Origin of the sequence: Mesorhizobium australafricanum (assembly GCF_033977265.1) — a bacterium.
GTDB classification, from domain to species: Bacteria; Pseudomonadota; Alphaproteobacteria; order Rhizobiales; family Rhizobiaceae; genus Mesorhizobium; species Mesorhizobium australafricanum.
Map to the genome: position 1 here is coordinate 226,958 of NZ_JAVIIT010000008.1, position 16,492 is coordinate 243,449.

22 protein-coding genes are annotated in these 16,492 nt (G+C 63.4%); 8 read left to right on the plus strand and 14 right to left on the minus strand.

Annotated features, from left to right (window positions below; all coding sequences use genetic code 11):
* Positions 1–12: 12 nt before the first annotated feature.
* The 4 genes from RFM98_RS17905 to RFM98_RS17920 all read right to left on the minus strand — a co-directional run bounded on the left by RFM98_RS17905 (position 13) and on the right by RFM98_RS17920 (position 3,898).
* Positions 13–828: an oxidoreductase gene (locus tag RFM98_RS17905; RefSeq protein WP_320310114.1), complete on the minus strand. Its 816-nt coding sequence runs from the start codon at positions 826–828 to the stop codon at positions 13–15.
* Between the two features lie 66 nt (positions 829–894).
* Positions 895–2,190 carry a beta-ketoacyl-ACP synthase II gene (gene fabF, locus RFM98_RS17910; RefSeq protein ID WP_320310115.1) on the minus strand — a complete coding sequence of 432 codons (1,296 nt, stop codon included), beginning with the start codon at positions 2,188–2,190 and terminating at the stop codon, positions 895–897.
* Between the two features lie 122 nt (positions 2,191–2,312).
* Complete coding sequence (locus tag RFM98_RS17915; RefSeq protein WP_320310116.1) at positions 2,313–2,891, minus strand: TetR/AcrR family transcriptional regulator; 579 nt, start codon at positions 2,889–2,891, stop codon at positions 2,313–2,315.
* Between the two features lie 113 nt (positions 2,892–3,004).
* On the minus strand, positions 3,005–3,898 hold the full coding sequence (locus tag RFM98_RS17920) for a LysR family transcriptional regulator (RefSeq protein WP_320310117.1): 894 nt from the start codon (positions 3,896–3,898) through the stop codon (positions 3,005–3,007).
* 200 nt (positions 3,899–4,098) lie between these two features.
* Between RFM98_RS17920 and RFM98_RS17925 the strand changes: the two genes are divergently transcribed.
* From RFM98_RS17925 to RFM98_RS17940, 4 genes are read left to right on the plus strand one after another with little or no spacing between them, the layout of a single operon-like run.
* Positions 4,099–5,286: an MFS transporter gene (locus RFM98_RS17925; RefSeq protein ID WP_320310190.1), complete on the plus strand. Its 1,188-nt coding sequence runs from the start codon at positions 4,099–4,101 to the stop codon at positions 5,284–5,286.
* Between the two features lie 23 nt (positions 5,287–5,309).
* Complete coding sequence (locus tag RFM98_RS17930; protein ID WP_320310191.1) at positions 5,310–5,747, plus strand: cyclophilin-like fold protein; 438 nt, start codon at positions 5,310–5,312, stop codon at positions 5,745–5,747.
* Between the two features lie 12 nt (positions 5,748–5,759).
* Positions 5,760–6,155 (plus strand): (R)-mandelonitrile lyase, encoded by a 396-nt coding sequence (locus tag RFM98_RS17935; RefSeq protein ID WP_320310118.1) that lies wholly within the window; start codon positions 5,760–5,762, stop codon positions 6,153–6,155.
* A gap of 32 nt (positions 6,156–6,187) precedes the next feature.
* Positions 6,188–7,204 (plus strand): zinc-dependent alcohol dehydrogenase family protein, encoded by a 1,017-nt coding sequence (locus tag RFM98_RS17940; RefSeq protein WP_320310119.1) that lies wholly within the window; start codon positions 6,188–6,190, stop codon positions 7,202–7,204.
* A gap of 65 nt (positions 7,205–7,269) precedes the next feature.
* On the opposite strand, the gene RFM98_RS17945 is transcribed toward RFM98_RS17940, so the two are convergent.
* Positions 7,270–7,410 (minus strand): hypothetical protein, encoded by a 141-nt coding sequence (locus RFM98_RS17945; protein WP_320310120.1) that lies wholly within the window; start codon positions 7,408–7,410, stop codon positions 7,270–7,272.
* Positions 7,411–7,499: 89 nt separating this feature from the next.
* Between RFM98_RS17945 and RFM98_RS17950 the strand changes: the two genes are divergently transcribed.
* Entirely contained in the window at positions 7,500–8,030 is a 531-nt protein-coding gene (locus tag RFM98_RS17950; protein ID WP_320310121.1) for a cupin, read from the plus strand.
* A 40-nt stretch (positions 8,031–8,070) separates the two neighbouring features.
* Here RFM98_RS17950 and RFM98_RS17955 read toward each other — a convergent pair whose 3' ends face one another.
* Complete coding sequence (locus RFM98_RS17955) at positions 8,071–8,430, minus strand: hypothetical protein (RefSeq protein ID WP_320310122.1); 360 nt, start codon at positions 8,428–8,430, stop codon at positions 8,071–8,073.
* A 201-nt stretch (positions 8,431–8,631) separates the two neighbouring features.
* Here RFM98_RS17955 and RFM98_RS17960 point away from each other — a divergent pair, with 201 nt between their 5' ends.
* Both RFM98_RS17960 and RFM98_RS17965 read left to right on the plus strand, forming a co-directional pair.
* Positions 8,632–8,946 carry an EthD family reductase gene (locus RFM98_RS17960; RefSeq protein ID WP_320310123.1) on the plus strand — a complete coding sequence of 105 codons (315 nt, stop codon included), beginning with the start codon at positions 8,632–8,634 and terminating at the stop codon, positions 8,944–8,946.
* 240 nt (positions 8,947–9,186) lie between these two features.
* Positions 9,187–9,525: a hypothetical protein gene (locus RFM98_RS17965; RefSeq protein ID WP_320310124.1), complete on the plus strand. Its 339-nt coding sequence runs from the start codon at positions 9,187–9,189 to the stop codon at positions 9,523–9,525.
* Between the two features lie 376 nt (positions 9,526–9,901).
* On the opposite strand, the gene rpsU is transcribed toward RFM98_RS17965, so the two are convergent.
* The 8 genes from rpsU to RFM98_RS18000 all read right to left on the minus strand — a co-directional run bounded on the left by rpsU (position 9,902) and on the right by RFM98_RS18000 (position 15,805).
* A complete protein-coding gene (rpsU, locus tag RFM98_RS17970) occupies positions 9,902–10,174 on the minus strand; it encodes a 30S ribosomal protein S21 (RefSeq protein ID WP_320214560.1) in 273 nt (90 codons plus the stop codon).
* 150 nt (positions 10,175–10,324) lie between these two features.
* Positions 10,325–10,594, minus strand: coding sequence for a DUF1488 family protein (locus tag RFM98_RS17975; protein WP_320310125.1), 270 nt, complete (start codon positions 10,592–10,594; stop codon positions 10,325–10,327).
* A 12-nt stretch (positions 10,595–10,606) separates the two neighbouring features.
* On the minus strand, positions 10,607–11,005 hold the full coding sequence (locus RFM98_RS17980; RefSeq protein WP_320310126.1) for a hypothetical protein: 399 nt from the start codon (positions 11,003–11,005) through the stop codon (positions 10,607–10,609).
* Between the two features lie 268 nt (positions 11,006–11,273).
* Positions 11,274–11,591 (minus strand): hypothetical protein, encoded by a 318-nt coding sequence (locus RFM98_RS17985; protein WP_320214556.1) that lies wholly within the window; start codon positions 11,589–11,591, stop codon positions 11,274–11,276.
* A 568-nt stretch (positions 11,592–12,159) separates the two neighbouring features.
* A complete protein-coding gene (locus tag RFM98_RS17990) occupies positions 12,160–12,762 on the minus strand; it encodes a DNA-3-methyladenine glycosylase (RefSeq protein ID WP_430682318.1) in 603 nt (200 codons plus the stop codon).
* 173 nt (positions 12,763–12,935) lie between these two features.
* Entirely contained in the window at positions 12,936–13,142 is a 207-nt protein-coding gene (locus tag RFM98_RS31380; protein ID WP_430682319.1) for a PIN domain-containing protein, read from the minus strand.
* Positions 13,143–13,542: 400 nt separating this feature from the next.
* A complete protein-coding gene (locus RFM98_RS17995) occupies positions 13,543–14,691 on the minus strand; it encodes an amidohydrolase (RefSeq protein WP_320310128.1) in 1,149 nt (382 codons plus the stop codon).
* 169 nt (positions 14,692–14,860) lie between these two features.
* Positions 14,861–15,805: a GNAT family N-acetyltransferase gene (locus RFM98_RS18000; RefSeq protein ID WP_320310129.1), complete on the minus strand. Its 945-nt coding sequence runs from the start codon at positions 15,803–15,805 to the stop codon at positions 14,861–14,863.
* Positions 15,806–16,049: 244 nt separating this feature from the next.
* Here RFM98_RS18000 and RFM98_RS18005 point away from each other — a divergent pair, with 244 nt between their 5' ends.
* On the plus strand, positions 16,050–16,355 hold the full coding sequence (locus tag RFM98_RS18005; protein ID WP_140610691.1) for a hypothetical protein: 306 nt from the start codon (positions 16,050–16,052) through the stop codon (positions 16,353–16,355).
* The last annotated feature ends 137 nt before the right edge of the window (positions 16,356–16,492 follow it).

Consider the following 16,492-nt stretch of genomic DNA (forward strand, 5'->3'; position numbering starts at 1 on the left):
AAGGCTCGGATGTCAGACCGGCAGCCCGTTTTGCTTGCGCAGGCTCTTGTCGAATGCGGATTCGGGAACGAAGCGGCGCAGAAAGCTGATCTGGCGAGCCCTTTTTCCTGCAGCATAGCGCCTCTTCGGCACGGAGGCGGTCGCTGCTTGCAAGACCGTTCTGGCTACGACCTCGGGAGCATCGCCTTGCTCGATCGCTTTGCGCAGGACCGCATCCATGCCGGCACGCGCAGCGTCGTAAACATCCAGCAGCCGATCGGGCCTGGCGAGATTTTCTTCAAAGGACGTGCGTGTGTAGGCGGGCTCGACCAGCACCACGCGAATTCCGAAAGAGCGCAGTTCATGGTCCAGCGATTCGGAATAGCCTTCGATGGCGTGTTTGGTCGACGAATAGAGGGCGGAATAGGGAGCCGGAATTAGGCCCAGCACGGAACTCAGATTCACGATTCTGCCGTTCCGTTGACGCCGCATTGTCGGCAGCACCGCATTGGTCATCCGGATGACACCGAAGACATTCACATCGAACAGCGCCTGGGCCTGTGCCGTCGAGGATTCCTCCGCGCCGCCGAGCAGGCCGATGCCGGCATTGTTGACGAGCAGGTCTATGCGCCCGGCCTCGGCCAGCACCTCGTCGACCAGCTTCGATACGGACGCGTCGCCGCTCACGTCACAGGTCAGCATGGTAACGCCATCGAATTTTTCGGGAACCGCGCGACGGCTGGTTCCGAACACGCGAAAACCTGCGTTCCGCAGCGTATCGGCTGTTGCGCGCCCGATGCCGGAGGACGCCCCTGTGACAAGGGCGACGCCGGGAATGGTCTTATCCATGGAGGTCACTTTCTCTGGGTCGGATCTGGAGTTGGGCGAAGCAGGGAAGTTGAAGCGGAGCGTCGATCATGAGCCCGCCCCAGCATTTGCGCCGTGTTCGTCCCAACGCCGGAACAACGCACTGGCATTCACTCCGCCGAAGCCGAAGCCGTTACAGATCGCGTAGTCCATCTTCATTGGCCGAGCCTGGTTCGCGACGAAGTCTATTCCGTCACCTGCCGGATCGGGGGCGCTCAAATTGAGTGTCGGCGGCGCCACCTGATCCCTGAGCGCCAGGATCGTGAAGATCGCGCCGAGCCCGCCGGCGGCCCCGAGCAGGTGCCCGGTCGCCGACTTCGTTCCGCTGACCGCTATCGAGAAATCTGTTCCGAAGACGCTTTTGATCGCCTCGATTTCTCCCAGGTCGCCCACCGGCGTGGAGGTCGCGTGCGCGTTGAGATGGCGAATCTCATGCGGTGAAATCCCGGCCTGGGCGATCGCGATCTCCATGGCGCGGCGCGCGCCGTCGCCGTCCTCGGGACCGGACGTGACGTGATGAGCATCCGCCGTCGTGCCGTAGCCGACGACCTCGGCGAGCGGTTTGGCACCGCGCGCAAGCGCATGGCCCAATTCCTCGATGACCAGGATGCCGGCGCCTTCGCCCATGACGAAGCCATCCCGCGTCATGTCGAACGGCCGGGAGGCTTGGTCAGGACGGTGATTGAACGAGGTTGAAAGCGAGCGCGCCGCGGCAAAGCCGCCGAGGCTGACGACGTTCATGCATGCTTCGGTGCCGCCGCACACGGCGATATCGGCTTCATTGGCGCGGATGATACGCGCCGCGTCGCCGATCGCCTGGATGCCGGCGGCGCATGCCGTCACCGGTGCGCCGATGTGGCCCTTGAAGCCGTGGCGGATCGAGATGTGGCCCGCCGCGAGGTTCACCAGGAAGGACGGCACCGTGAACGGCGAAAGACGCCGCACGCCGCGCTGGTCGACCGTTCGCACCGCCTCGGTTATGGCGGGGAAGCCGCCGACGCCTGAAGCAATGATCGTCGCGGTGCGAACCCGATCAATTTCCGAGGCAGGCTTCCATCCCGCCTGGGCAAGCGCCTCTTCCGCCGCCGCCACTGCGAACAGAATGAACCGGTCGATTCTGCGCTGGTCCTTCGGTGCCATGAAAGCATCCGGATCGAGACCGGCTTCGGGATCTTCTTCCAGCGAGGGAACCGTTCCACCGACCTTCGCCGGCAGAGTTTCCACCATTTCGTCTGGAAGCCTGCGGATGCCCGAGCGGCCGGCCAGGAGGCGCGCCCACGATGTTTCGACATGGGCGGCCAGGGGCGTGACCGCGCCCATGCCTGTTACAACAATACGTCGCATCTATGCTCCTGTTGGCACGCGCTCGTGGTCCCATGCGGGCGATCTTGCGCTGCTTTCGATCCTGGTCACGGCCTGACGATCCGCGCCGCCGCGGCGCGCCGGAATGGCGGCGCCGGAGGCTTTCATCCGGCCACGGTTTCGCGAACTTGCTGGCCTGCCGCATTCAGGAAGGCTTGCGCGAGTTCAGGGTCGTTGACGACGCGCGACAAGAGGAGCGCACCGACCATGGTCGAGAGAACCGCCATGGCCTTGTCATCGGTTTTTTGGCCAAGTGTCGCGGCAATCATGTGTCCGACCATCTCGAGATACGCCCTGACGCCGGTCTCGAAGGCCGCCTTAATGTCGGTGCCCTGTCTGGCTGCATCCGACCCGAGCGCGGCGACTGGACAGCCGTCCATCTTTTCATCGCGATGGCCCATGCTGAGGTAGAACGCGATCACCGCACCGAGCGGGTCTTGGGGACTGGCTGCGATGGCTGCCGACCATCGGCCGGACGCGCTCTCCAGTGCCCGCTCCGACGCTTGCGCCGCCAAATCCTCCTTGGATGCAAACTGCTTGTAGAAGGCGCCCTGGGTGAGGCCCGCGCCCTTCATCAAATCTTTTAGCCCGATGCCGTCAAAGCCGTGTTCGCGGAAAAGGCGGCTTGCCACATTGATGACGGTCTGGCGATTTTCCTCAGCCTGAACGCGGCTTACGCGCATCGTCGGCCTCCTGATTTTAGATTGCGTTCGTAATCTTTAATTCGTTTGGCGTTCGAGCGCAATCTATTTTCCGGGAGGCTGTCCTGCCGCCGACGCAGAGCCGTTTGGCAAGCTCATGCCCGATGACGCAGCGCCTCGACGATCACCGCCATCGCCGGCGAAAGCTGACGCCGGCTTGGATAGTAAAGATGGTATCCGGCGAAGGGCGGGCTCCAGTCGCCGAGCACCAGTGTCAGGCGTCCCTCGGCGATATGGCGGCTGACGAGATTTTCCGGCACATAGGCGATGCCGTAGCCGCCGATCGCGGCATCGATCATGGGAAGGGTCGTATTGAAGGTGAGCTGGCCTTCCACCCGCACCCTGAGATCGCGGCCATCCTTGGCGAATTCCCAGGCATAGAAGCCGCCGAAAGTGGCCTGGCGCAAATTGATGCAGTCGTGCCCGACCAGCTCCTGAGGCGTCCCGGGGGCAGGGTGGCGCGAGAAATAATCCGGCGAGGCCACGGCCACCAGCCGCCAGTCCGGACCGATCCGCACCGCGATCATGTCCCTGTCCACGCTCTCGCCGAGCCGCACGCCGGCGTCGAAGCGCTCTTCCACGATGTTGCGCATGCCGTTGTCGCTGTAGAGCTCGACCCTCAGGTCGGGATAGCCGCGAAGTACCGGCTCGAGCCTCGGCCAGACGATCGTCTGCAGCGCGTGGTCGGACAGCGTGATGCGTACCGTTCCGGAGGGCTTGTCGCGGAAGGCGATCAGGCTCGAAAGGTCGGACTCGATCCCTTCGAAGCGCGGCGCAAGCGATTGGAACAGCCGCTCGCCCGCTTCGGTCGGTGCCACGCTTCGCGTCGTGCGGGTCAGAAGCCGCACGCCGAGCCGAGCCTCCAACTGCTTTATGGTGTGGCTGAGCGTCGACTGTGACGTGCCGAGTTCCGCCGCCGCCTTGGTGAAGCTGCGCTCGCGTGCGACGGCCAGGAACCACAGCAGATCCTTCACGTCCTGGCGCTGCATGGGCACCGTTTCCTTTGCCGTCCTTGGTGAACTGGCCATCGCCAGCCACGTCGTTCAGGCCGGCCTACGTCCTTTTTCCGGTCAATTCATATCATGAATCGATAAGTTCATGCAGATTGGAGCGACTAATCGAAATAGTGCCCGGGATTTATATAGCCGTCAGCGAAATCACTGGAGGGCTCGACGGCGAGCCGGAGCGCATGGACACGACCTATGACAGCGGGCTGGTGAAAGCACCGAGCGCCTGGGGAGCGGTGACGTGTCTGTCCCTGCTTACCTTCGTGCTGGTGGCGTCGGAATTCATGCCGGTCAGCCTTTTGACGCCCATTGCCGCTGAGCTGCGCATCACGGAAGGCCAGGCAGGCCAGGCGATCTCCATTTCGGGCTTCTTCGCGGTCGTCGCCAGCCTCTTCGGCAACGCGCTGCTATCGCGGCTGGACCGGCGCACGGTCGTGACGCTCTATACCGCCGTTCTCGTGGTCTCCGGATTGGCGATCACCTTGGCGCCCAACTATCTGGTCTTCATGCTCGGCCGGGCCCTGATCGGCGTGTCGATCGGCGGCTTCTGGTCGTTGTCGACCGCCATTCTGGCCCGCATCGTCCCGGGGGCCGACCTGCCCAAGGCGATCGCCATGCTGCAGGGCGGAACGGCATTTGCCTCTGTGATCGCAGCACCCCTCGGAAGCTTCCTCGGCGGCCTGATCGGCTGGCGCGGCGCCTTCTTCATCGTCGTTCCGATCGGCCTCGCCGCGATTGTCTGGCAGCTTGCCGTGCTGCCTAAAATGCCTGCCGGCAAGCCGGCCTCGGTCGGCCGCATGTTCGGCCTGCTCGGCAATCGCGTGTTCGCCATCGGCATGGCGGCCACGACGCTTGCCTTCATGGGGCAGTTCTCGCTCTCCACCTATCTGCGTCCGTTCCTCGAAGGCGTCACCGGTCTCGACGTCAACACCCTCTCGATGGTCCTGCTCGGCCTCGGGCTCGCCGGGCTCGTCGGCACCTCGATTGTCGGCTTCCTGCTTCGATCGCATCTCGCGGCAGTGCTTATCGGGCTGCCCGCCGCGTTGGCGATCATCGCGCTGACCTTGATCGCGCTCGGTCCGTTCGCCATCGCGACCGCTCTCCTGCTGATCCTCTGGGGCTTGTTCACGACGCCGATCCCGGTGGCCTGGAACACCTGGATGGCCCGCATGATCCCCAACGATCTCGAGGCGGGGGGAGGGCTGCAGGTCGCGCTTATCCAGTTCGCCATCACTTTCGGCGCCTTCAGCGGCGGGCTGCTGTTCGATGCCGCCGGCTGGTGGAGCCCCTTCGCGCTTGGCGCGCTGTTGCTGATTGGCTCGACGCTGCTTGCGGTCGCGGCGACAAGACGCGGGAGCTCCCATTCGTGAAGCGACAGCCGCTCAACCGCCGCATGTTATTTGGCGCCGTGCTTGCCACCGCGACCTTGCCGGGAGTGGCAGGCAGCCAAGAGGGCTGGGACCCAGCCAGCCAGGAGCCTGCCCAGATGAAGATCAAGATGACATTCGGCGACCATGCGATGACCGCCACGCTCTACGACAATCCTTCGGCGCGGGATTTCTTTTCCATGCTGCCGCTCCATCTCACGATCGACGATTACAGCAGCAACGAGAAGATCGCCTATCTGCCGCGCAAGCTGACCGAGGAGGGCAGTGGTCCGTTCTCAAACGAGCAGCCCTACGACCTTTGTTACTTCATGCCATGGGGCAACCTGGCCATGTTCTACGCCGACTATCGCCATCCCGGGCTGATCAGGCTCGGCCGCTTCGACGAAGGCGAGCATGCGCTGCACATTCGCGGCAAGTTTCCGCTTCGCATCGAACGCATCTGACAGGAGATTATCATGGACATTCTTCGCGCAGGCACGAGGCCTTCCGGCAAGGGGCCGGCGGACTGGTTCACCGGCACGGTGCGGATCGACCCGCTCTTCAACCCCTTCGACGCCGCGCGGGTGCAGGGCGCGCAGGTGACCTTCGAGCCCGGCGCACGTACCGCCTGGCACACGCATCCGCTCGGGCAGACGCTGATCGTCGTCTCCGGCCGCGGCCGCGTCCAGCGCGAGGGCGGCCCGGTGGAGGAGATCCGGCCCGGCGACGTCGTCTGGTTCGCGCCCGGCGAAAAACACTGGCATGGCGCGTCGCCCGATACCGCCATGGTTCACATCGCCATCCAGGAAACCAAGGACGGCAAGGTCGTGGACTGGCTGGAACATGTCAGCGACGCCGACTACGGCGCCTGACCTTCACCAAACCGAACGAAAGGAAAGCAAAAATGCTCGGAACCGTTCTTTACAAGCCGGGCGACATTCGTTGCGAGGAAGTCGCCGAACCGAAAATCCTGCGCCCGACGGACGCCATCATCAAGCTGTCGGCGAGCTGCATCTGCGGCTCGGATCTGTGGCCCTATCGCGGGCTGCAACCGGTCGAAGGCCCGATGCATATGGGCCATGAATATTGCGGCATCGTGGTCGAGGTCGGCGCCGAGGTGCGCACGGTGCGCCCCGGCCAGTTCGTCGTCGGCTCGTTCTGTCTCTCCGACAACACCTGCCCGCACTGCCGCTTCGGCTTCCAATCCTCCTGCGAGCAGCGCGAGTTCATGTCTGGTGCGCAGGCGCCCTATGCCCGCGTGCCGCTGGCCGACGGGACGCTGGTGGCGACTTCGGAGGTCCCGCCGGCCGAGTTGGTGCCCGACCTTTTGGCCGTCTCGGACGTGCTCGGCACCGGCTGGTATGCCGCCGACGCGGCCGAGGTCCGTGAAGGATCGACGGTGGTGGTCGTCGGCGACGGCGCGGTCGGCCTGATGGGCGTTCTCGCGGCGAGCGAAATGGGCGCGGAGCGCATCATCGCCATGAGCCGGCATGAGAGCCGCCAGAAACTCGCCCGCGAGTTCGGCGCCACCGACATCGTGGCCGAACGCGGCGAGGAAGGCATCGCGCGCATCAAGGACCTCACCGGCGGCGTCGGCGCGGACTCGGTGCTGGAATGCGTCGGCACGGCCGAATCCTTCGACCAGGCGCTGGCTTGCTCGCGCCCCGGCGGCACGATCGGCTATGTCGGCGTGCCGCATGGCGTCAGCTTCGACGGCCAGAAACTGTTCTTCGGCCAGAAGCGCATGCTGGGCGGTCCGGCGCCGGTGCGCCGCTTCCTGCCCGACCTGATGGACCGCGTGCTGCAAGGCCGGATCAAGCCCGGCAAGGTCTTCGACCTCAAGCTGCCGCTGGCCGACGTCGCCGAAGGCTACCGCGCCATGGACGAACGCCGCGCCATCAAGGTCATGCTCGAGGTGTAGGCGCTACCGCGGCTGCTAGCCCTGCTGATCGAGGCGATGGCTGGCAGCCGCATTGGCTTGTGGTCTCAGCGTTCGCAAACCTCGGCCCATAGCTTCGTGGCGAAGCCGAGCTTGTCGAGCGCCCACGACGCGTCGGTCACCACCGCCTGGCCGTTCCGGCACTTGTAGGAATAGACGGCGTCGTGGCCGGTCGCGAAGGCCGGCACGCAGTCATTGTGACCTCTTCGGGGTGACCGGAGCAAAACGCGCAAGAAACCGTTAGATCCGATGATGCAGGTTGCAGGAAGAGGCACGGATGGCGCAACTGGTCAAAAAGCAGGAACCGCTCGCCTTCCGCTTCGCCGATGACGGGCTGGTGCCCAACCATCCGCGCTGGCCGATGCTGGTCTATCCCGGCGCGGTGCGACTGCCCGACGATGTCGATCCGGCTGCCGTCCTTGAGGATGTTTTCGGCGCCAATGGCTGGGGCGATAGCTGGCGCAACGGCATCTACGGCTTCGTTCACTATCACTCGCGCATCCATGAAGTTCTGGGCATCGCGCGCGGCGCCGCCGAGGTCCGCTTCGGCGGCGACAGGGGCAAGGTGCTGGAGGTCAAGGCGGGCGACGTGGCGGTCCTGCCGGCGGGCACGGGCCATCAACGCCTGTCCGCCTCCGCCGATCTGCTCGTCGTCGGCGCCTATCCGCCTTTCGGTACATACGATCTATGCCGCAGCACGGCGGAGCATGCCGAGGCGTTGCGCACGATCCCCAAGGTCGGTCGTCCCGACAAAGACCCGGTTCATGGCAATGATGGCCCGCTGCTGAAATTGTGGCAGGACGGATGACCGGCAAAGAGCCTTAGCGAAGGCACGCGCGGCTCAACGCCTACGGATAATGCTCCTTCTTCGGCGCGTAGATCGCCGGGTCGAAATCCAGCCCCTTCGGCAGCTTTTGGCTTGAGCACTGCAGGTGCATCTGGCGGGCGAGCAGCCGTCGCTGCTGCTGCTCATGTTCTTTGACCGCCGCCACCATCCCCATGCTGTAGGGCCCAAGCAGGACACCGAAACCCCAACCGGGGTGCTCCTTCTCGCGCTGCGCATAATCTGATGCCGCGGCACGGGCCTGCTGGCATTCCGGCGTGGCCCATTTCGGATCCTGCTGCGAAAGCGAGGTGCCATAGTCGGCCGGCGAGGACACGCATCCAGCCACTGCCGCGCTCAACGCGACGACCACCGCAATTCTCATCGTTTGAGTCCCCGCGAATTTCGGGCAGACACTACACGGAACGCATCTTCGCACAAGCGAGACGGTCTCTAAAGCAGATGGAGGGACCGGCCGCCGCCGCCGTCCTTCAAGCTGCATTTCCCGAATCTTTTCAGCGCCTCGTTCCGTTTCCACCCGCGGGTTCGTCCTTGGGTTAGCCGCCACGAAAGAAGGAGAGCCGCAATGGCTGGAATGGTCGTTATCTACAAGCAGCCGGCTGACGCGGAAGCGTTCGACAAGCACTATTTCGGGACGCACATACCGCTGGCCAAGAAGATTCCGGGTCTCAGGAAATACGAGGTCAGCCAGGGGCCTATCACAGTGGTGGCCGGACCGTCCGACGTCTACCTGATCGGGACGCTGCATTTCGACGATCTCGAGGCCATGAAGAAGGGTTTCGCGAGCCCGGAGGGAAAAGCCACCGGGGCGGATCGCCGGCTTTACGCACCTGACGACTCCGGCGTCCAGATGTTCCTTTTCGACAGCAGGGAAGTCTAATGCATGTCGCCCAGAAGTGTACCCGGTACTGGGACAACGACATGCATAAAAACAAGGGCTTAAAGCGCGTCGCCTGAATCCGTTTTGAGGCGGCCTGAGCCGGCCCGCCAACTATTTCCCCGATCGGCCATCGCCATTCAGTCGCAACCGGCGTAAGGTCCTTTATCGGTGGCTTCTGGAACGGGCGCCGCCGACCGAGGGCGGCCAAAGTGCCCTAGCCCCAATAAGAAGGAGGACGCCATGTCTTCCACTCACCTGACATCGGAGCAAAAAAAGGCCAGCGAGAAAATTCTCGCCGAGGTTCGCCCTGCTTTGATCGATGGCAGCCGCCGTCGAACGGCTGCCGCGCGCTTTCTTCTTGCACGCTTCGATGGTGAACCGGAAACGCATTTGCGCGCGATCTTGGGCGCGTACATGAAAGGCTTGGACTCGCACCAGGACGCCCTCGCTCAATGGAAAAGTGAAGACGGCGCCGTAGGAACCGCACCGCGAACGGAGGCGCGGCGCTGGATCGACAACGATACGAGTGGAATGCGACGGCGCGACCGCGAGACGGCAGCGCGCCACCGGTTGATCTAGGCGGCAATCCGTGGAGACCGACAGATCGCTTGAAGACGACGAGATAGGCGTCGTTTGCGCCGGCTGCACCTATGAGACACGCAAAAGCATCGGTTGGCTGCGCGCGCACACGCAGGTGGAATGCGCGGGCTGCGGCGCCATTATCGATGTCGAAAGCAGAAACTTCCGCATGATCGCGACCGACCGGGGATATCGTTCCGGAGATTAATGCATGTCGCTCAAAAGTGCGCAGCGGTTTTGGCAGAACGACATGCATCAAAAAAAGACTTTAGAGCAATTCCGTCAGCAGTTGCGCCGAAACGAATATGGAACGGTTAGCTTCGATGAAGCTGAACCGCACCGGGTGTCTTTTCAATGGGGAGAAGGTGCAGTCGGTTCAAGCCGATCCGGCGGCGGGACCAGCCCTTCGACGGGCGACGGGCAGGAGCTTTTTCTTCGGAGCGGGAAGCAGCCCTTCACGTTGCGCCTGCTTGCGGGCGAGCTTACGCGCCCTTCGGATAGCATCGTCCTTTTCCCGGTTGCGTCGTTCCGAGGGTTTCTCGTATGCCCGACGCCGCTTTAGTTCGCGCAGAAGACCCTCGCGCTGCAGCTTCTTTTTCAGCACCCGCAGGGCCTGATCGACGTCATTGTTCCGCACGTCAACTCGCAAATTCATCTCCTCAGCTGCCGTTAGCTTCAAAGCTACGGCTGTTGTCCGGGGTCTCTTACCCGAGCCACATCACCGCCAAGACACACGAGGGGGTAGATGGGGCATCGCCCCGTTCGATCACCCGGGTCGCGCATGTCCGCGGGTTCGTTGTCACCGCATATCGGCGGCCGTTATGGTGTAGGTGGTCCGCCGGCCGCCCGAGTAGAGCTTTCGTGCGCTGGTGTGGATGGAATGCCGCGCCGCGTCGAAGGCCACCAGGCATGCGGCCTCCGCCATTCCCGGCCCTTGGCGACCCCTTGGGGCCAATGCATCGGCTTCGATGAAGAATGGCACCGTGAACATGCCGTCATGACCGATGAAACGAACCGCATTGCGCGCTTCGTCGAAGCTTCGACTTGGGTTGGGAAATTCGAGCGGCATGATCACTCTCCATCAGCTTTCGGCGATCGGCCGGATGACGGCCCGGCAGCCAGTATCCGCGTCTTCGTTGCGACGATTGAGGGACAACATGCGGCGCGTGGCATCCGAACGGCTCATGCCGGTCATGCAATGGCCTCGGACCACCGCCGGAACGCCGGTGAAGACATGATAGATGCTCCAGGTGCCATCCGGCTCGACCCGCCGGCCATATAGCTCATCCACAAGGCGTTGCCCGGATGCTTCGCCCTCGGTTCCGCAAACGACAGCCGCCGGCAATTCAACGTCGGGGCCATAGCTGCGGCCATTCATGGCGGTGTCCTTCGTGGCGATTGTCGTTCGCGCCGGGTTGTCGTTCGTGCCCAGCCGGACGGGATAAAGCCCGCCTGCGCGGGTGTCGCCGATCGGCAACATGTCGAGCGTCGGCGAATAGGCTCGCGCAACGCAAATCGCCTTGTCGAGATATGGGAATCGCGCATCTCGCGTGCGGCGATTGCCTGCGCATCATCCTGCGTGCGGGTGCTGTAGAACTCGATCACGATCTTCACCGCTTGTCGCTCGTCAGGTCTGGCTCCCGCCACGCGGGCCATTGGCTTTCGGCGCAAGCTTTACCTTGTTGCCGAACGGGCTGTCGGCCTTCAGCAGCGCCTTGGCTTGTTTCGGTTTTCGGACCTCGCGATTGCTACGCTTTTGTCCCTTGGCCATTGCCGAATGTCCTTTTGAGAAGAGCTGCATCTTCGTCGTCCCGCGATACGCGCACGGGTTCGATGTTGTCCTCCGTCGCCATGCGCTCGTAGCGCTCGGTCTCGCTCCGGATGCGATACTGGAGAGAATCTCCCCGAGCCGGGAGCCGGCCCGTGATCTGATAGATCTCGCCGGACTGCGGAACCGTGTTGAAGCTGGCCTTCAGCCGAACGCTTTGCCCCAGTGCATAGCGGTGGATTGCGGGCTCGCGGCTGACATGACGGCTGTTGAGCCTGCCAGAGCGTGTCGTGATCATGATTGTTTACTCTCCTGTTCCACAGCGACCTTGTGGAAGCCGGGTCGATCGGCACGGATCGATTAGCCTTGACACTTCCAATCGCCCAGCTCGCGGTGGCAGCGCCTCCTGGCTGCTGAACGCCAACGAAAGAACGCTCCCAGCCTCTGTGGCGCGATTATCGTGTGCGCGTCCTTCCGAAAGCCGGCAGGGTGCTAAATTGTTAGGGTATCAGCCCCGGAACGACATACCTGCTGCCAGTACATCCGTGGTCAACAAGGATTTGTTCCGAGGTCGAGACGAGTAAACGCTCGCGCCGGAAAGGCGCAACACGTTTTAATCGAGAATTCGGAGTAAAATGGCGGGGTCTCTGACACCGCTCGAGCCAAATCGGCCAAATCAACGAATTCTACATCTAGACCTGAATTGCGAGTTAAACAAGGCATCTGCCGGTTTTATTTTTGGTCACTCACGGAATTTCTTGCCGTTGGCCAGTCGATAAAGAAGGCAACATTCGAGCTGCAAGTGCCAGGGCCGCCCATTGCGGCCGCCGGCCTGGCCTCACCTGGCGGGCATCGCCTTCGCGCTCTCAAAACTTTCGGCTCAAATAAGGCGACCCTGCAAGCCCGAACCGCCACTCGAATTCCACCGCCTTGGTGAGCCCGATCCGGCGGCCGCTGACGATCGCGGCCGGATCGGTCCGCGATGGCGCAAATTCGAAGGGCGGCGCGGTCAGCGGCAGCCAATTGTGCGAGCCGTCGATGCCCAGCGCCTGGCAGAGCTTGCCGGGACCCGAGCAGAGCAGCCGGTCGTCATCGGTGGCGCGCCGGCCGCGCATCTCGGCGATGCCGGATTGCGGTTGGATCGCCCGGATCAGCACCGCGCTGCCCGGCAGGCACACCGCATTCAGGCACCAATGCAGGCCGTAGGAGCGGTACACATAGGCAGTGCCGGGCGCGCCATACATCGGCGCGTTCCGCGGCGTGCGGCCACGATAGGCATGCGAGGCGGGGTCGTCGGGCCGGTACGCCTCGGTCTCGACGATGATGCCGCCGACACCGGCGAGCGCAAGCGTGGCGCCGATCAGGTCGCGTGCCACCGCGAGCGCGTCGCGCGCGAAGAAATCGTGCGGTGGACTGGAGCCGTCGTCAGGTGGCACTACGGTAACCTTCGTCGGGCGGGTCATGGTCATATTCTGCCTATCCCGCTGCGCTTGTTACTCACAGCCGCATCGCGGCGCGGCTATGATCCCCGAAGCCAACAGTGGATGAGCAGGATCTACAAACGCTGCTGCGCGTGCGACAAGGTTCGCCACGAGGTCTCCGCCAGCAATCACCAGAGCACTAGTTGGGTCAGTCTCGCAAATCAGCACACGATGATGGCCAGATAATTCGGCGAAGCGAGGCCGAGCATGATTGCATCACGTGTGATAATCGGGACCTTTCTCACGCGCGCCGTCGCTATCAAATAGCAATCGCCAGGGTCCTTATGGTCGGTATCGGTTATGACCGACGCAGCCTCGCAGGCGATACGCTGTTTGATGGGGACGATCTTTGCTCCTGTGGCCGTCACCGCCGCCGAGAACCACTTGGAGGGCGTTCCAGCACCGAGATTGGGCGGATCCTTGTGCGCTGGCTTGCGAGAGGCGATCGCGTGTCGAGAAGCGCTCCCGGCAAGAATTAGTTCTTGGTGGCTGGCTTACGCGTCTTGTCTGAGCTGCTTTTGAATGCCTGCTCAGCAATCGGCTTCGTAAGATCCAAGCCTTTTTTCAGGGGCAGTTGCGATGACTTCATCGAGTCAGCGCCACGCACCTCGACGAACCGACCGCTGCGCGAATCGCGTACCGCCCACTTGCCAGTTGGTTCCTGTTTGATCTGTGCCTTTGTCATAGACTCAATATAACGACAAATCGCTGTTGGTGCGAGCGTTTCGACGCGCGCCGGCTCTTCTGAATGAGGTATTGGGCGTTCGATCAGCCCAGCAGATTGCGCGCCGCGCGCATGAAGATCCGCGATCCGATCGGGATCAGGTCGTCAGGAAAATCATAATCGGGGTTGTGCAGCGACGGGGTGCGCTCGCCGGCGCCGAGGAAGAACATCGCCGATTTGGCGCTGTGGCCGAAAATGCCGAAATCCTCCGAGGCGCGCATCGGCAGCATTTCCTCGCTGCGCGGAACACCTTCCTCGTCGAGCGCGCGGTTGAGATGCTCGACCGCGTCCGGCGCGTTGACGCTGGCGACGAAAATCTCGTGATAGTCGAAGCGCACCGAAAGACCGTGCGCGGCGGCGATCTTTCCAGCAAGCGCTTCCGCGGCCGCGACCTGCTCGGCCATGCGCTCGTCGCGCCTTGTGCGCAGCGTCGCCCACACCTCCGCATAGCCCGGCGCGATGCCGAACACGGCTTCACCCATCGAACAATGGGTGACGGTCACCATGCCGAAATCCTCATCAGTGAAGGTGCCGCGCCCGAGCGCGGGCAAAGCCGGCATCAGCTCGCTCACCGCCGGCATCGGCGAGGTGCCGGTTTCTGGCATCGAGGAATGCGCGGTCTTGCCTTCGAGCACGATGCGCATGCCGCGCGAGGCGCAGTTGACGGTGCCTGCCTTCAGCCGCGCCTCGCCGAACGGCACGCCCGGCAGGTTGTGCAATGAAAAGGCGAAGTCCGGGGCGATCTCGGAAAAGCGCGGATCGGCGACGACGCCGGCAGCACCGTTGCCAGTTTCCTCGGCCGGCTGGAACATCAAAACGATGCGGCCGCGCGCCGGCCTGTCGCGCCCGAACTGGCGGCCGAGCGCGGCCAGGATCGCGGTGTGCCCGTCATGGCCGCACATATGCGACTTGCCCGGCACCTCAGAGGAATGCTCGACGCCCGAAAGCTCCTCGATCGGCAGCGCGTCGAGCTCCGAGCGGAACAGCACCGTCGGCCCGGCCTGCCCACTGTCATAGACCGCCGCCACGCCATGGCCGCCCAAGCCGGTCAGCACCTTGTCCGGCCCGGTATCGGCGAGGAAATTCACCACCTCCTTGGCGGTCTTCTCCTCCTCGTTCGAGATCTCCGGCTGCCGATGCAGCTTGCGGCGCCATTCGGTCAGCTCGACGATGTCTCGATTGGTCAGGGTCATGGGTTGGCTCCGCTGGGCTTCCCGATCACACAAACACGATAGGGTCTTTCTCGCGCCGTGCCATGCCGATCAAATCCGATGGGCCATCGGCGCATCCTTCATGTTCGAGACTTCCAGCGACGAAGCCGGCCTCGTTCGCCAGATATGGGGCGGGCAAGTCGAATGAGTTTTATCGCGCCACCTTCACCTGCGGCAAATCTCGGCTGATCGGGCGAAAGCCGACGCCGTAATACATGTTCCGGGCGGCCGGGTCCGCAGGCGCGCCACGGCATGCGACCAGCATGCGTCTGGCGCCGGCGGCTTTTGCCAGATGCATGCCGTGCAGTTGCAAGGCCGTGCCCAATCCACGCCGGCGGAAATCGCGATGCGTGCCGACGGGCTCGAATTCGGCGGTCTGCGTCAGCTCGTCCAGCCAGATGATCGCGGTCGCGGCCAGCGTGCCGTCGCGCGCGGCGACCAGCACATGCAGGTCCGTCCGGTACGGCCAGGTCCGCCGTACGCGCTCGAACGCCGCCTCGCTGAAACGCGACGCATGCCAGGCGTCGCGATGCGCCTGGACCGCGTCAGTCGGCGGGACGTCGTTGGCGGTGACAAACCGAAACCCATCGGGCAGCACCGGATCGGGCACATCGGTCAACTCCCTTGTGTTGAACTGCACCCAGGAGCCGTCATCCGAGCCGGCTTCCGCATCGAAGGCGTAGCCGTGCGCGGCGACGGTTCGGTGCGCTTCGATGTCGGCGGATTGCACCGTCAGCAGCCGGTCGACGTTCCCGGCGACATCGTCGTACCAGTCGAGGATGTCGCCGAGCAGCGCAACGCGCTCCGGATGCGTCTGCCAGATCAGATTGGCCGTCTCGACCTCGATCACGGCGCCGTCGCCGCGCGGGATCTTGTGAGGCAGGTGAACCCATCCCCACGCCACCAGCCGGCCATCGGCGAACCACAGCCGGTGCCGCCAGAACCGGCCGAGCACGTCGAAATCCTTGGCCCAGACCCAGGCCAGCTCGCCGACCGTCGCGTCGCCGTTGAGCAGTTCAGGCCTCAGCGCCGTCACCTCCTGGGCGAGGCCTTGCATCAGCCTGAGCTCGGTCGGGCCAAGAGTTTCCATGCTCATTTGCCTGTTTCAGATTGGCGTCGACTTCGATCCCGATCGAGTTCTGCGTTGGGCGTCGCCGAAGCTATGTGGATTTCGGGCGCTGACGCAATCCTTAGCCAGGGAGATCGTCAATGGTTCACCAACCATGCCTGACCGGCTCTTCATCAATACTTCACCATAGGGACAACGGTCACGGAACCTTCCTGATTGCTGTGGACTTCTGGGGGGTTCACCCGTGAATTCGAATGAAGAGGGTCCCGGCATGAAAGTCACCGCAGCAGGCATCGACCGCATTAAGATCGGCAATGCGGACGCGAGCGGCCAAGGCGCGCATTTCGTCGTTTGGCTTTATCTTCAGGTCGACGAAGGCGGCACGCAGACCGGTCAGGAACTGGTGGTGTCGGTGCCCTACGACGCGCAGATGACGTTCGACGATCTCGCCACCCAGGCTTTCGAGAAGGCGCATGCCATGCTTCGCGCCTGCTGCGAGATAGATGAAGCCATGTGGTGGAAGCAGTTCAACCGCAGCCTGGCGCCGCTGCCCGAATGGACGCCCGGCGCCCAGTAGTCGGCAGCCAGCCACTGAGGCTGGCCGAATTGCCCGAACACTGACCAATGCAGATCGCGGGGTTCGACTTCGCATCATCTGCTTCCGGTGCATGACGACCTCCAGCTGCCGTCTGCGTGAGACAGCAGCTCACTTCC